The sequence below is a fragment of the Paraburkholderia diazotrophica genome, assembly GCF_038900755.1.
GTDB classification, from domain to species: domain Bacteria; phylum Pseudomonadota; class Gammaproteobacteria; order Burkholderiales; family Burkholderiaceae; genus Paraburkholderia; species Paraburkholderia diazotrophica_A.
In genome coordinates this window covers 924376-939510 of record NZ_JBBPEN010000002.1, presented here as the reverse complement: position 1 = coordinate 939510, position 15135 = coordinate 924376, and the positions used below count along the sequence as shown (strand labels likewise).

Below are 15135 nucleotides of genomic sequence, written 5' to 3'. Positions count from 1 at the left end.
CAGGCGGCGGCGCTGGAATCACGGGGAGGAAATTTCCTGACAATGTCAGACGGACAGGAATTTTCCATATGCAAACACTGCATGGCAGACGATGATGAGCTTGCTTTGCAGTCCAAATCAGTATTCGTAGCGACCGGTTCATGACGATTTCCCGCCAGGCACTGTTCGGCAAGCTCGGTGCCACCCTCTTTCGCAGCATCGAATCCGCAACCGCGTTCTGCAAGCTGCGTGGCAACCCCTATGTGGAGCTCGTCCACTGGTTGCATCAGTTGATGCAGTTGTCCGATAGCGATCTGCACCGGATTGTCCGGCATGCGGGCATCGAACCTGAAACGCTGGAACGCGATCTCGCCCGCGCGCTTGCTGCGCTGCCAGCGGGCGCGAGCTCGATCAGCGATTTCTCGCATTACATTGAACTCGCCATCGAACGTGCATGGGTGCTCGCCACCCTGGAGTTCGGCGACCGGCGCGTGCGAGGTGCATGGCTGATGGCCGCGCTCGCCGGCACGCCACAACTGCGGCGTGTGCTTCTTTCCATCTCGCCGGCGTTCGGGCGGATTCCTGCCGAAGGACTGGGCGACCAGCTGGTTGTCTGGATCAACGGTTCGCCGGAATCCGCCGATGCGCCTTACGACAACAGCGACTTTTCACCCGCCGTACCGGGCGAAGCGTCACAGGCTCTGCCAACCACGGGCAAGGGGTCGTTGCTCGACCAGTACTGCACCGACCTGACGGCACGCGCCCGCGCCGGCGAAATCGATACCGTGAGCGGTCGCGAGCCGGAAATCCGCACGATCATCGATATCCTGATGCGCCGGCGTCAGAACAATCCACTCCTGACCGGTGAGGCGGGCGTCGGCAAGACGGCTGTCGTCGAAGGGCTCGCGCTCGCCATTGCATCAGGCGATGTGCCACCCACGCTGGCCGACGTGCGGCTCATGACGCTCGATGTCGGCGCATTGCTGGCCGGCGCCAGTATGAAAGGTGAGTTCGAGTCACGGCTGAAAGGCGTGCTAGAGGCCGCGATCAAGTCGCCCGTGCCCGTCATCCTGTTCGTCGATGAAATCCACACGCTCGTCGGTGCGGGTGGCCAGGCTGGAACGGGTGACGCCGCCAATCTGCTCAAGCCCGCGCTCGCGCGAGGCGCGGTGCGCATGATCGGTGCCACGACATGGTCGGAATACAAGCGGCACATCGAGAAGGACCCCGCTCTCACCCGCCGTTTTCAGGTATTGCAGGTTCCCGAGCCCGAGGAGGCCGCCGCCATCGACATGGTCCGTGGACTCGCCGCCGCGTTCTCGAAACATCATGGCGTGATCGTTCTCGATGAAGCGATCCGCGCAGCCGTCACGCTGTCGCACCGCTACATTCCCTCGCGGCAATTACCCGACAAGGCGATCAGCCTGCTCGACACTGCCTGCGCGCGCGTGGCGCTGTCGCAGCACGCACCGCCACGCGAACTGCAGGACGTACGTCAGCGCCTTCAGGCGGCTCGCGTCGAACGCGATCTGCTTGAACAGGAAGCATGCATCGGACTCGATGCGGACCAGGCCATGGCCGCAGCGCAGGCGCGCATCAGCACACTGTCGGCCGAGGAAGCCGCGATCGACGCGCACTGGCAAACCCAGCTCGCCGCCGCAAAGGCACTTGCCGATGCGCGTGTGGCCGTCACGGCAAGTGACCGTGCCGAACATGGCGACGACGCGCCATCGCTCGACACGCTCCGCCAACTCGAACACGTGCTTCGCGATCTGCAGGGCGAAACACCGCTGGTTTTTCCCGAAGTGGATGAAGCGATCGTCGCGGAAATCGTCTCCGACTGGACGGGCATCCCTGTGGGCCGCATGGTGACGGACGAAATCGCGGCCGTGCGTACCTTGCCTGAAACACTTGCTGCGCGCGTGATCGGCCAGACCGATGCGCTGCACCAGATCGGCGAGCGCGTGCAGACAGCGCGTGCTGGTCTCGCCGATCCGAAGAAGCCGCTCGGTGTGTTCCTGCTGGCGGGCCCCTCGGGGGTCGGCAAGACCGAAACGGCCCTCGCACTGGCCGAAGCACTCTACGGCGGCGAGCAGAACCTGATCACGATCAACATGAGCGAGTATCAGGAAGCCCATACCGTCTCCGGCCTCAAGGGCGCGCCACCGGGCTACGTCGGTTATGGCGAAGGTGGCGTACTGACGGAAGCCGTACGCCGGCGCCCGTATTCGGTCGTGCTGCTCGACGAGATCGAGAAGGCGCATCACGACGTCCATGAGATGTTCTTCCAGGTGTTCGACAAGGGCTACATGGAAGACGGCGACGGACGCTACATCGACTTTCGCAACACGACGATCCTGCTGACGAGCAACGCGGGTTCCGAACTGACCGCAAGTCTGTGCGCGGACGCGACCCTCGTCCCCGATCAGGACGGCCTGCGTGAAGCGCTCGCACCGGAACTGCTGAAGACGTTCCCCGCAGCCTTCATGGGCCGCGTGACCGTCGTGCCGTACCGTCCGCTGGCCCACGCATCGCTCGCGAGCATCGTGCGTCTGCATCTGGATCGCGTCGTGCGCCGCATGGCCGACCGTCACGGCATCGCGCTTCGCTACAGCGAGAGCGTTGTCGATTACGTCGTCGGACGCTGCCTTGTGCAGGAAACCGGCGCGCGCGTGCTGATCGGGTTTATCGAACAGCACATCCTGCCGCGGCTGTCCGCGCTCTGGCTCGATGCGTTCTCGTCGAAGCGCACGTTGTCGGGCATCGCTATCGACATCATCGATGGCAATGCGGCGCCGTCCACTGCGATCGTTTTTTCGCCTGTCGCGATGGCGGTCACTGTTGACGCTGTTTCCCCAGTTTCTGTCGGCGAGACCCAATAAAACTCCCGATCCTTTCCCACGCTCACGGAGTCCATGCATGTCCGTTTCAAACAGTTCGCAGAAGTTCATCGCGCGCAACCGTGCCCCGCGCGTCCAGATCGAGTACGACGTCGAGATCTACGGTTCCGAAAAGAAAGTGGAACTGCCGTTCGTGATGGGTGTGCTGGCCGACCTGTCCGGCAAGCCTGTCGAGCCGCTACCGGCCGTCTCCGATCGCCGCTTTCTCGATATCGATATCGACAACTTCGATGAGCGCATGAAGGCGATCAAGCCGCGCGTTGCGTTCGCCGTGCCGAACACGCTCACGGGAGAAGGCCAGCTGATGGTCGACATGACCTTCGAAAGCATCGAGGACTTCTCGCCGGCCGCGGTGGCCAGCAAGGTCGACTCGCTGCATCAGCTGCTGCAAGCCCGTACCCAGTTGGCCAACCTGCAGACGTACATGGACGGCAAGTCCGGCGCCGAAGCGCTGGTCAACAAGCTGCTCGCTGATCCCGCGCTGCTGAAGTCGCTCGCTGCGGCGCCGAAACCGAAAGCGGCTGACGAGAACGACGCCAAATCGCTGAACTGACGACAGGCGATTGATAAACGGCACCCAGCCAGAACCGAATCAAGGACGACAGAGGAACATCATGGCAACACAGCAGGTACAGGCATCCAGCGCCGCGAAGCATGCGCACACCGATTTCTCGCAACTGCTCGAACAGGAATTCCGTCCCAAGACCGATGAGGCCCGCGAAGCCGTCGAGTTTGCAGTCCAGACGCTCGCCGAGCAGGCGCTGCAGCAGTCCATCACGATCAGCGACGACGCATACAAGAGCATCGAAGCGATCATTGCGCAGATCGACCACAAGCTCTCCGAGCAGATCAACCTGATCCTGCATCACAACGATTTCCAGAAGCTGGAATCGGCGTGGCGCGGTCTGCATCACCTCGTCTCGAACACCGAGACCGACGAGCGCCTGAAAATCCGCTTCATGGACGTGTCGAAGGAAGAACTGCGCCGCACGATGAAGCGCTACAAGGGTCTCGCATGGGACCAAAGTCCGCTCTTCAAGCAGATCTACGAGGAAGAGTACGGCCAGCTTGGTGGCGAACCGTATGGGTGTCTGGTTGCCGACTACTACTTCGACCATACGCCGCCGGATGTGGACCTGCTCGCCTCGATTGCGAAGATTTCCGCCGCCGCGCATACGCCGTTCATCTCGGGCGCATCGCCGTCGGTGCTGCAGATGGAGTCGTGGCAGGAACTTGCGAACCCGCGCGATCTGACGAAGATCTTCGCGCAGAATCTCGAGTACGCGCCGTGGAATTCGCTGCGCAACACGGAAGACGCGCGCTATATCGGTCTGGCGATGCCGCGTTTCCTCTCGCGCCTGCCTTACGGTGCGCAAACGAATCCCGTCGACGAGTTCGATTTCGAGGAAGACACGCAGGGCTCGGATCATCGCAACTACGCATGGGCCAACGCAGCCTACGCGATGGGCGTGAACATCAACCGTTCGTTCAAGCTCTACGGCTGGTGCTCGCTGATTCGCGGCGTCGAGTCGGGCGGTACCGTCGAAAACCTGCCGTGCCATACCTTCCCGACCGATGACGGTGGCATCGACATGAAGTGCCCGACGGAAATCGCTATTTCCGATCGTCGCGAGGCCGAACTGTCGAAGAACGGTTTCATTCCCCTTATCCACCGCAAGAACACCGACCACGCAACGTTCATCGGCGCACAGTCGCTGCAGAAGCCGACCGAGTACTACGACCCGGATGCGACGGCAAACGCGAACCTCTCCGCACGTCTGCCGTACCTGTTCGCGTGCTCGCGCTTCGCGCACTACCTCAAGTGCATCGTGCGCGACAAGATCGGCACGTTCCGCGAGCGCGAGGACATGCAGCGCTGGCTCAACGAATGGATCATGAACTACGTCGATGCGGACCCCGCGAACTCGTCGCAGGAAACCAAGGCGCGCCGGCCTCTGGCGGCTGCCGAAGTGGTTGTCGAAGAGGTGGAAGGCAATCCTGGCTACTACCAGGCGAAGTTCTTCCTGCGCCCGCACTTCCAGCTTGAAGGCCTGACCGTGTCGCTGCGTCTGGTCGCCAAACTGCCGTCGATCAAGGAAGCCGCCTGACCGTTAGCCGTTCAGAGTCAGCCGGCTGCCGCATGCGTCAGCCGCTCGATCGCTGTCTCCCGTGTAGATGACAGGAAGCGACGCTCACGGCGAGCGTCGCTTCAATGGCGGCATGTAGAAATGGAAAAGCCAGTTGGCAACGTCACGTTACAGAAAACTCGACGGTCATTCCTAAACGCATTGACCATTACCGATAAGAGGTGTTTCAGATGTCTTCACTACGGTTTGATGGACGCACACATCAGATTGCGCTAAGTGACTCTGCAGGAAATACCACTGGCAGTTGGGCTGCCTACAACAACGTCGACAGTCATGCCACCATTCGGCACATCCAGAACGGCGTCTATACGATTCAGGACAGGGTGATACCTCACCCTCACGCCCCGTCGGCAAATGGTCCTTACGGGCTTCATGGCATTGTTCGCTTCAACGCTCCCGGTCACCCCGGCATCGGCGTGCATTCGGGACGGGCCAATGCACGCCATTCGCCCGGTCCACAACATGCCACGATGGGCTGCATTCGAACCAACGACGACGCAATGAGCGCTATCAGCAGTCTGATGAGGACGGATGCGCTGACCACCATTGAAGTCGTCAGCAACGACTCCGTAAGTGCCCACACCGCCTCCCGGCGCAACCGCAACGCTAGCCTACATGGACGCAGTCATGGCTAGGCCCGCAAGTCGTCGCAGTGCGTCAAAGCGAATCACGTGCCTTATTGCGGCGCTGGGGTTCTTGTCGGTACCACCGGCCCACAGCAAGGCTTGCACGCAACACGACGCGATTGCCGCAGATGAAATGGTCGACCGGATCAGCACCTGGAATGCGGCGAACGTCGTATTCACGAAGTACAAGCAGTGCGACGACGGGGAAATCGCCGAGGGCTACTCAGAGGCGATCGCACGACTACTTGTTGACCAGTGGCATACGTTGCCTCGGCTTGGTATGTTGATCAGACGCAATCCGCCGCTTAAAGGCTTCGTGCTGCGTCATATCGACAGCACGCTCGATACGGGCGACCTCGACAGGATCAAGGCACTTTCCACGTCGTCATGTCCCTCAGGCATGGAAACACTATGCAAGGCACTGACGAATGCTGTTTCGCAGGCTGAACGGACAACTCAATGAAGCGATATCTCTGCTGTGGGGTTGCTTTGCTTGTTCTCGCAGGTCACGCGTGTGCCAGCGCACAGCCGCTGACGCCGTCACGGGTCGCACGAGAGATTCACGTGCATGGCGCGCAGACCACAGTGCAATCGCTCAATCGCACCGGACGCATGGACGCTGTCCTCAACAAGATTGCCTCGGGAAACATAGCGTGGGTCCGACTCGCATCTGATCTGGCGAAAGGCTCCGACGCCGGGAATTCGACGGGACTGAGCGTTGCCCTTGCGCACGCGCTCCCAAGAAACCCCAAAACCGTTCTGGCTGTGCTCGATGACGGGCCTGTCACGGGGTCGGCCGTTGTATGCAGCGTCTCGTTTATCGAACCCACTCAGCGCGAGATCAATGGCTATCTTGATCGGACCATTCCTGCGGTGGAACGCGTGCCCGAATCGGATCGCCTGCCGCACCGCACGGCCTGCCTCAAGGCTTTGCAGCGCATCGCAGAACAGAGAGCAGCACATCCGTCGTAAGAACAACAGCCACAAGAGAACACATCAAAGATACGGCAACAGGTCCGTAAAACAGGAAGTACGTTTACCACTCAAGGAGTTTTAGATGGCACAAGATATTTTCATCAAGATCAACGGCATCGACGGAGAATCGCAGGATTCGGCGCACAAAAACGAAATCGAAGTGTCGAACTGGAGCTGGCAGATCCTGCAGCAGTCGAGCATGCATGCCGGCTCGGGCGGCGGCGCCGGCAAGGCGACCGTCGAAGATCTGGCCTTCGAACATCTGCTCGACCGTGCAAGCCCGAACCTGATGAAGTACTGCCTGACCGGCAAGCACATCGACCAGGCAGTGCTGACCGTGCGCAAGGCAGGCGGTAACCCGCTCGAATACCTCAAGATCACGATGAACGACGTGATCGTCACGCAAGTGCATCCGTCGGGCAGCAATGCGGACAATGGCATTCGTGAACACGTGCGCCTGTCGTTCGCGAAGGTCAAGCAGGAATACGTCGTGCAAAACGCCCAGGGCGGCAGCGGTGGCGCCGTGACGGCAGGCTACGACATCAAGCTCAACAAGGAAGCCTAAGCGCCTTGTCCAGCGAGGTCCGGTGCACGCGCCGGACCTTTTCAACGCTTCACTTTCACCTGTTCACTGCCGATGCGCCCGTCCACTCACGTCGTTGCACTTGTCTGCGCGCTCGGACTCGCCGCATGTGCGAGCAACGATCCCAAGGCTGTCCATGAAGCCGTCAAGCTCGACCTGACAGTGACGGCCTCATCCAGCGTCAATCCCGACGACCAGAAGCGCGCCGCGCCGATCGTCGTGCGCATCTATGAACTCAGGAACGCCGACGCGTTCAATACCGCCGATTTCTTCTCGCTGCAGGACAAGGACAAGACCGTTCTCGCCGATGACCTCGTCACACGCGACCAGTTCCAGCTCCGTCCTGGCGAAAACAAAATCATCCAGCGTACCGCCGATCAGCCCACGACCATGCTGGGTGTGATCGCTGCCTACCGCGATCTGCCGAATTCCGTGTGGCGCGCGACATGGGCACTGCCGCCCTCCCCCCCGGCCGGGTGGTATCGCTTCGCGCCGAAGCTGAAACTGACGATCAATCTCGATACCAGTGCGATCCGGATCACCGACGCACAACAACAGAACAAGTAATGGACCACACGCATGAGCTGGTATAACAAGGTCACCTGGAGTGAAGGGCTGTTTCTGCGCCCGCAGCTGTTCCAGCAGCAGGAGCGCTACATCGAGCATTTCGTGCACAAGCGCGCGGCGCCCCTGTCGCCGTTCTTCTTCGGCTTCTCCCATTACGCGATCGACAACGAAGCGCTGGCGCTCGGCAAGGTGATCGTCAAATCCGCGAGCGGCGTGTTCGCGGATGGCACGCCATTCGATGCACCGGGCAACACACCGCCGCCCGCACCGCTGACGATCCGGCCCGAGCATCTGGATCAGGTCATCCATCTGGCCGTGCCGATCCGCGTGCCCAACGCCGAGGAGACCACATTCGACGAGTCCTCGCATTCGCTGGCGCGCTATGCTGTGTTCGACACGGACCTGCGCGATACGAACTCGATCGGCCAAGGTCCGAAGACGGTCCAGTTGTCCAGTTTGCGGTTGCGGCTGGTGCCGCAGAAAGAGATGACCGATGCGTGGATTGGACTACCCCTCACGCGAGTCAAGACGCTACGCGCCGATGGCAGCATCGAACTCGATGACACGCTGGTGCCGCCCGTGTCGGGCTACGGCGCAAGCACGCTGCTCACCAGCTGGCTGGCGAAGGTCCACGATCTCACGCGGCTGCGCGCCGATGCGCTCGCCAAGAGGTTGACAGGCAGCGATGGCCAGGCCGGCACGGTGGCCGAGGTCTCGGATTATCTGCTGCTGCAAACACTTAACCGCTACGAACCGCTGCTGCAGCATCTGCGGCGCGTGCCAACGACGTCGCCCGCTGACCTGTACGCGCTGCTGCTCAGCATGGCAGGTGAACTGTCGACCTACGTGCGCCCGGAGACGCGCCGGCCGCTCGAATCCCATCCGCCGTATCAGCACATCGAACCTCACGTCTGCCTGAAGCCGATCGTCGACGACACGCACTGGCTCCTCAACGCCGTGCTGGTACGCAGCGCACAAAGCATTCCGTTCGCCGACGCAGGCTACGGCATGCGCAACGCCGTGGTGGATCCCGCCGAGATGCGCAGTTTCAATTCGCTGGTCCTGGCCGTCTCGGCCCAGATGCCGGCCGACACGCTGGTCCAGCAGTTCGCCACGCAGGCGAAGATGGGACCGTCCGAACGCCTGCCGGACCTGGTGCGCTCGCACCTGCCGGGCATCGCGCTGCAGGCGCTGCCCGTGCCGCCGCGCCAGATTCCGTTCAACGCGGGATACGTCTACTACGAACTCTCGCGTACGGGACCGTTGTGGGAGACGGTTGCGCAATATGGCGGCATCGCGCTGCACGTGGCGGGCGACTTCCCTGGACTCAAGCTGGAACTGTGGGGCGTGCGCGGATAACGAAACCGCACGTGACAAAAAAGCGGGCCTTTTACCCATCAAAAGCGCCCGCTCATCATGACATCAGGGGAACGTAGTGAATCCAGACCGAGGACTGCCTTCATTCGGCACAGCCTTCGCGCCCGACGATCGTACCGGGCCCAGCGGCATGCAGAGGCCACCCAGCGAACCCGCATCCGGTACGAAACAGGATCTGCCGTCCACACTACTCGCGAACATCCCGGCGGGCGAACCGCAGGCCATGCGCCTTCGCGCCGTCGAAGAGGCGAAGAATCCGTTACTGGAAGCTGCGCGACCTTTGCTGCGCGCGCTCGCCGACATGCCAAACGAGCTGGATCTGCAGGCCATCGATCAGCTTCACCTGCTGCTCAAGCAGGAAGTGCGCATGTTCCAGCGGCTGTGCGAGCAGGCCAACATCCGGCGGGATCACATGATCGGCGCCCGTTACTGCCTGTGCACGGCACTCGACGACGCCGCCACACGAACCACCTGGGGCCAACGCGAAACCGGCGTCGAGTGGATGCGCAAGGGCCTCGCCACCGAGTTCCACGAGGACCGTCAGGGTGGCGACAAGGTCTATCTGCTAATCGGGCGGTTGATGAACGAGCCGCATGAACACCTCGATCTGCTCGAAGTGATCTACCGGATTCTGAGCTTCGGTTTCATGGGCCGCTACCGGCATGAAGCCGACGGCGCCCGCAAGCATGACGCCGTGCGGCAGCGGCTTTACAACGAAATCCAGACGCAGCGCGGCGTCGTGCCGATCGCGCTCTCCCCGCATGTGCAGTCTGACGCACGGGGGCGGCGCATGTCCTTCTACGATTTCCCCGTCTGGATCACGTTTGCCGTGCTCGGGCTGATCCTGCTCGGTCTGTTTGGCTGGTTCAAGTACCAGTTGCTCAACCACGGTGCGACTGTCGAGAAACAGATCGCCGACATCGGCCATCTGACGCCACCGCCTGCGCCACGGCTGCCGCATCTCAAGGAACTGCTGAAGAACGAGATTGCGGCCGGCACGGTCAGCGTCGACGAGGACGTGCGCCACAGCTCGGTCACGTTCCGCGGCGACTCGATGTTCCTGCCGGGCGGCGCCAACGTCAATGCATCGATGGGACCGCTGATTGCGAAGATCGCCAACGAGGTCGTCAAGGTGCCGGGCAAGGTCGCGATCACCGGCTATACCGACAACAGACCTATCAGGAGCCGCCAGTTCGCATCGAACGATGCGCTCTCCGAAGAACGCGCCACGCAGGTCATGCAGATGCTGCAGGCGGCAGGCGTGCCGGCAGCGCGGCTCGAAGCCATCGGCAAGGGAGAGGCTAACCCTATCGGCGATAACGCCACCCCGCAGGGCCGTGCGCGGAACCGCCGCGTCGAAATCACGGTCACGCCCTGACCTAACCCTACGCCCATCGGGATTCAAGGATGAAGAAGTTGTCGTTTCTGGTATCGCGCTGGTTCCTCGCGTTCCTGGCGCTGGTGGTCCTCGGACTCGTGATCTGGTTTCTCGGACCCTTTGTTGCGTTCGGCGGACTCAAGCCGCTCGCGAGTGTGGGCATGCGCATTCTCGTGATTGCGCTGCTGCTCGTTGGCGTGCTGCTCTGGCTCAAGGGCCGGTCGACCATCGTTGTGTTCGTCGCGCTGCTGTGCCTGCTGATCTGGTACGCGGGGCCGCTGCTCAGCTTCGGGCACGTCGAGCCTTTAGCGTCTGTCGCGGCACGTGTCATCGCCATTGCGGTCGTAATCGCGCTCTTTGCAGCATTCGGGCTGTACTGGCTATGGCAGCGAATGCGCGACGACGACGATTTCCTCAAGAAGGCGCTCGCGTTCGGCGGCGAAAAGAAGGCGTCGCCCGCCGCTGGACGATTGAAGGACATCGAGGCACGCTTCAATAGTGTGCTGGCGCGCCTCAGGTCCATGCGTACGGGCGCGCGCGGCGTCGGGCGGCTCTTCCAGGGTACGCGCTATCTGTACGAACTGCCGTGGGTGATCACGCTCGGCTCGGCGGCCTCCGGCAAAACCAGCGCCTTGCTTAACGCGGGACTGGCGTTTCCGGTCGGTGGAACGGCGCCGCGAACGACGAGCGCTCCACCCGGCACGAAGAATGTCGACTGGTGGCTGACCAACGATGCGGTATTGATCGACACCGCCGGCTACTACACCCGTCACGGCGCTTCGACGCAAGCGTTGCCCGCTCCCGTCGAAACACAGGAAACCGATGAAAGGAAGGTCACGGATCGTGCGAGCGCACGCGCATCTGCCAGCTCGAGCACAGCCCCGATCAGTGAAGCGGACTGGCGTCAGTGTATCGATGAAGACGAATGGCAGGGCTTTCTCGGTCTGCTGCGCCGCCACCGCCCGCGCGCGCCGATCAATGGTGCCGTGCTTGCGATCAGCGTCAACGTTCTGACGGCGCCGGACCCCGCAGTCCGCGCGGCCGAGGCCGATGCGCTGCGCGAACGGCTGGCTGACCTGCGCAGCACGCTTGGCATCCGCTTTCCGGTCTATCTGATGATCACGCAGATGGACCGTCTGCCCGGCTTCGCGGATTACTTCGGATCGCTGACCGAGGAGCATCGCGCGCAGATGTGGGGTTTCACGCTGCCGCTGACCGACGCTGGCGCGCAAGGCAGTCTCGCCACCCGCTGCGACGATGAACTCAGGCAGCTTACGACGCGTCTGGCCAGCGGCGTTAACACTCGACTGGAAGACGAGTACGACATCGACCGGCGCCGGCGCCTCGCCGTCCTGCCCGAGGCATTTGCGGCACTCACCGCGCCTCTGGCCGAACTGCTTGCGCAACTGGTGCTCGATTCCCGTTATGACGACACCCAGTTTCAGACGACGCTGCGCGGCGTGTACTTCACGAGCGCGTTGCAGCACGGCGAGAAAGTCACGGCCGAACCGCGCACGATCGTTCAGCGCCTTGCGACCGGCCTGAAGCGTTCGCTGGGGCCCGCCGTCAACGAGTCGGACAGCCATCAGGGCTATTTCCTGCATGACCTCTTTACCAGGGTCGTCATTCCCGAAGCCCATCTGGTACGTCCGAACCTGCGCTGGGAATACCGCTTCCGTCTGCTGCGTCTGCTCGGTCATGCGCTCGCTTTGCTGCTGTTTGTGTGGCTCGCGATCGGCATGCGCCTGAGTTTCGGCAACAACAGCGACTATCTGGACGCTATCGCGCGCAAGACACAGGCGCTCGCCGCGAAGGTCGCGCAGCTCTATCGTGACCCGAAGCCGGAGGCCGTCCCTGACACGCTCAGCGAATCGCGCTATCTGCCGACCTGGACGGGCCTCGACCTGTCCGACCCGGACAGCCGCTTCCGCTATGGCCTGTACAGCGCGCCGGGCGTGGTCGACGCGAGCCGCGAAACGTATCGTGCGCTCGAGGACAACCTGCTGCTGCCATCGATCGTCCATCGGCTGGAAGATGTCATTGCGCAGTCGATGGCGAACAAGGATGCCAAAGCCGCGTATGACGCGCTGCGCGTGTACCTGATGCTCTATGACAAGGCGAAGTTCAACGCAACCGACATCAAGGCGTGGGTGCTCGACGACTGGGCGAAGAACGACAGCGCATCGATCTTTGGGGGACGCGCATCGATGATCGAGCACGTCGAGCAGCTCTTCTCGGGCGAGCGCGTCGTCCAGTCGCCGCTGATCCGCAATGACGCGTTGATCCAGCAGCCTCGTGCCTTTCTCGATGCCAGCAATGCCACGCAGCGTCTCTACGACCGGGCCAAGGCCGATATGCAGAAGGAGGCGCCCGACGAGTTCACGCTACTGCGTGCGGTGGGCCCGCAGGCGGGCACCGTCTTCACGCGGGCAAGCGGCGCCCCGCTCTCGCGCGGCGTGCCCGGCCTCTTCACATTCGACGGCTATCGCAACCTGTTCGACAAGCGGCTGCCGGAGTTCGTGCAGGCAGCACGCGACGACGACGCCTGGGTGATGGGACGTTCGTATCTGGGCGAGGCTCAAAAAAAAACGGCTGAAATTGTGAGCACGGTGACGGGCACCGACGATCCGCTGACGGAGGCCATCCGCCGGCTCTACCTGACGGAATACGCGCAACAGTGGGATGCGTATCTCGGCGACATCCGCACTGTCGCGGGGACGAGCCTCGCGTTTAACCTGCAGGTGCTGCGCCAGTTCGCGGCGCCCGATTCGCCCCTGGCCCGGCTCGCCCGCGCGGCTGTCCATGAAACGACGCTCACGCAATCGATGGCGACCAGTGATGGCTCGCTCCTGCAGAAGACCACCGACCAGCTCAGCCAGAAAGCGGACAAGGCGCTTGGCATCCGCGCCGAAGAACGTATCGAGCGGGAACTCGTCGACAGCCATTTCGCCGCGCTGCGCGAAATGGTGACAGGCAACGGCGACACATCGACAGCAAACCAGCAGGCGAACGCGCAAGCCGGCAAGAGCGGGCTCGATGGCGTGACGAGCCTGCTCAACGACTACTACACGGCGCTGACGGTCGCGGACAATGCGATCACGAACAACAGCATGCCGCCTGCGAACGACGCCGCGGCGAAGCTGAAAATGGCGGCAAATACGATGCCCGCACCGTTTCGCGAGGTGCTGCTCGGTCTTTCGGTGCAGGGTTCGCACGAGGTCAATCAGGGCATCGGCCAGTTGCTGTCGCGCCAGATGCAGGCCGTGGTGAGTGATACCTGCCGGCTGACCGTCGAGGGCAATTACCCCTTCGCACCGGAAAGTGCACGCGACGTGAGTATCGACGACTTCACGCGTGTGTTTGCCCAGGGCGGCGTGATCGACGATTTCTTCACGAAGAACCTCGCGCCATTCGTCGATACGTCGGCCAAACCTTGGCGTTACAGGACCCTGCCCGGCGCGACGGAGCCTGTCCAGGGTCCGGATCTCGAACCGTTCCAGCACGCGAAGCAGATCCGCGATGTGTTCTTCGGCGATCAGGGCAAGCAGCTCCTGTGGAAAGCCGATGTCCGGGTGCCCGAACTCGATCCGACCGTGACCACACTCGCGATCGACATCGATGGCCAGAGCACGCAGTACCAGCACGGACCCGTCGCACCGTTCCCGGTGAACTGGCCGGGCCCGCGCGGCGGCGTGCATGCCGAACTCACCGCGAGCCCGCGCATCAAGCTCGAGACCTCGACGGTCGCGAGTGACGGTCCTTGGGCGTTAATGCGTCTGTTGCGCAAAGGGCAAATCATCCAGACGGCCACGCCCGGCCGCACGCGCGTCGCGTTCGACTTCGACGGGCGCAAGGCCGTGCTCGATATCGCGAGTGCCGGGAGCGTCGCCAATCCTCTCACGGGCGACGTGCTGAGCACGTTCCACTGCCCGAATTCGATGCCGATGTTCAGTCTGCCCGACAGCGGCCCGCCGCCGGGATTGCCGCCGGCGGCACGATCCGCTGCGGCGCCTTCGAACACAGCTCAGTGACGCCCTATCCACCATCCGGCTCCAGACACGATGAGCACGCTCCCCGCTTTTGATCGACCCGGTCCCGGCCGCGATGATGTTGCACGGAATACATTCAGCCAGCCGGGCAACTTCGAAATTCGTGAAGGTGCGCATATCGTGCTGCACGATCGCGACCGGCACACCCCCGAGATACTCTTCAAGATGGCGCTGGCCAGTTCGTGGAGTCTTGGTGGATGTCCCGTCCGGTGCAACGGGTTCCTGCCGGGCGTATCGATGTTGCTCGATACGCCTGAGGTCGGCAATCCAGGCGATCACGCAGAAGGGGTGCTCGACCATCTGTGGCGTGCGATCTGGCCGCATCTGCAACAGTGGTGCGCGATCGAGCCACAGCACGCCCGCATCATGACCGCGACCTTGGGCGGAGTTCGCGTAGATCTGGCCTGGGATCACCTGGTCGCGTGGCTGCCTGGCGCGATGCGGATCGACATGGTGGATATCCTGCTGGACGCATCAGCCAACAGGTCGTCGGCGCTTGAGTGCATCACGTGCAACGCACCGGCGCCCATCTGGCCGTCCGATACGTTGGACAG

At 62.4% G+C, this 15135-nt stretch carries 11 protein-coding genes; all 11 read left to right on the top strand.

All coding sequences use genetic code 11. The annotated features are described in order from the left end of the window. Positions 1-140 precede the first annotated feature (140 nt). The 11 genes from tssH (at position 141) to tssM (ending at position 14563) form a co-directional block, all read left to right on the top strand. Complete coding sequence (gene tssH / locus AABE10_RS09575) at positions 141-2861, top strand: type VI secretion system ATPase TssH (protein WP_342933001.1); 2721 nt, start codon at positions 141-143, stop codon at positions 2859-2861. 37 nt (positions 2862-2898) lie between these two features. After that, complete coding sequence (gene tssB, locus AABE10_RS09570; protein WP_342933000.1) at positions 2899-3432, top strand: type VI secretion system contractile sheath small subunit; 534 nt, start codon at positions 2899-2901, stop codon at positions 3430-3432. A gap of 61 nt (positions 3433-3493) precedes the next feature. Then, positions 3494-4987, top strand: a complete 1494-nt coding sequence (gene tssC, locus AABE10_RS09565) for a type VI secretion system contractile sheath large subunit (RefSeq protein ID WP_342932999.1) — start codon at positions 3494-3496, stop codon at positions 4985-4987. Positions 4988-5196: 209 nt separating this feature from the next. Continuing rightward, positions 5197-5661, top strand: coding sequence for a hypothetical protein (locus AABE10_RS09560; protein WP_342932998.1), 465 nt, complete (start codon positions 5197-5199; stop codon positions 5659-5661). Further along, a complete protein-coding gene (locus AABE10_RS09555; RefSeq protein WP_342932997.1) occupies positions 5654-6115 on the top strand; it encodes a hypothetical protein in 462 nt (153 codons plus the stop codon). The genes AABE10_RS09560 and AABE10_RS09555 overlap by 8 nt, the downstream gene beginning before the upstream one ends. Beyond that, entirely contained in the window at positions 6112-6624 is a 513-nt protein-coding gene (locus AABE10_RS09550; RefSeq protein WP_342932996.1) for a hypothetical protein, read from the top strand. The genes AABE10_RS09555 and AABE10_RS09550 overlap by 4 nt, the downstream gene beginning before the upstream one ends. 85 nt (positions 6625-6709) lie before the next feature. Next, on the top strand, positions 6710-7192 hold the full coding sequence (locus AABE10_RS09545) for an Hcp family type VI secretion system effector (protein ID WP_342932995.1): 483 nt from the start codon (positions 6710-6712) through the stop codon (positions 7190-7192). Positions 7193-7264: 72 nt separating this feature from the next. Beyond that, a complete protein-coding gene (gene tssJ / locus AABE10_RS09540; RefSeq protein ID WP_342932994.1) occupies positions 7265-7777 on the top strand; it encodes a type VI secretion system lipoprotein TssJ in 513 nt (170 codons plus the stop codon). 12 nt (positions 7778-7789) lie between these two features. Next, positions 7790-9136, top strand: a complete 1347-nt coding sequence (gene tssK, locus AABE10_RS09535) for a type VI secretion system baseplate subunit TssK (RefSeq protein WP_342932993.1) — start codon at positions 7790-7792, stop codon at positions 9134-9136. 148 nt (positions 9137-9284) lie between these two features. Beyond that, on the top strand, positions 9285-10532 hold the full coding sequence (gene tssL / locus AABE10_RS09530) for a type VI secretion system protein TssL, long form (RefSeq protein ID WP_342932992.1): 1248 nt from the start codon (positions 9285-9287) through the stop codon (positions 10530-10532). Between the two features lie 29 nt (positions 10533-10561). Continuing rightward, on the top strand, positions 10562-14563 hold the full coding sequence (gene tssM / locus AABE10_RS09525) for a type VI secretion system membrane subunit TssM (RefSeq protein ID WP_342932991.1): 4002 nt from the start codon (positions 10562-10564) through the stop codon (positions 14561-14563). Positions 14564-15135: the final 572 nt, after the last annotated feature.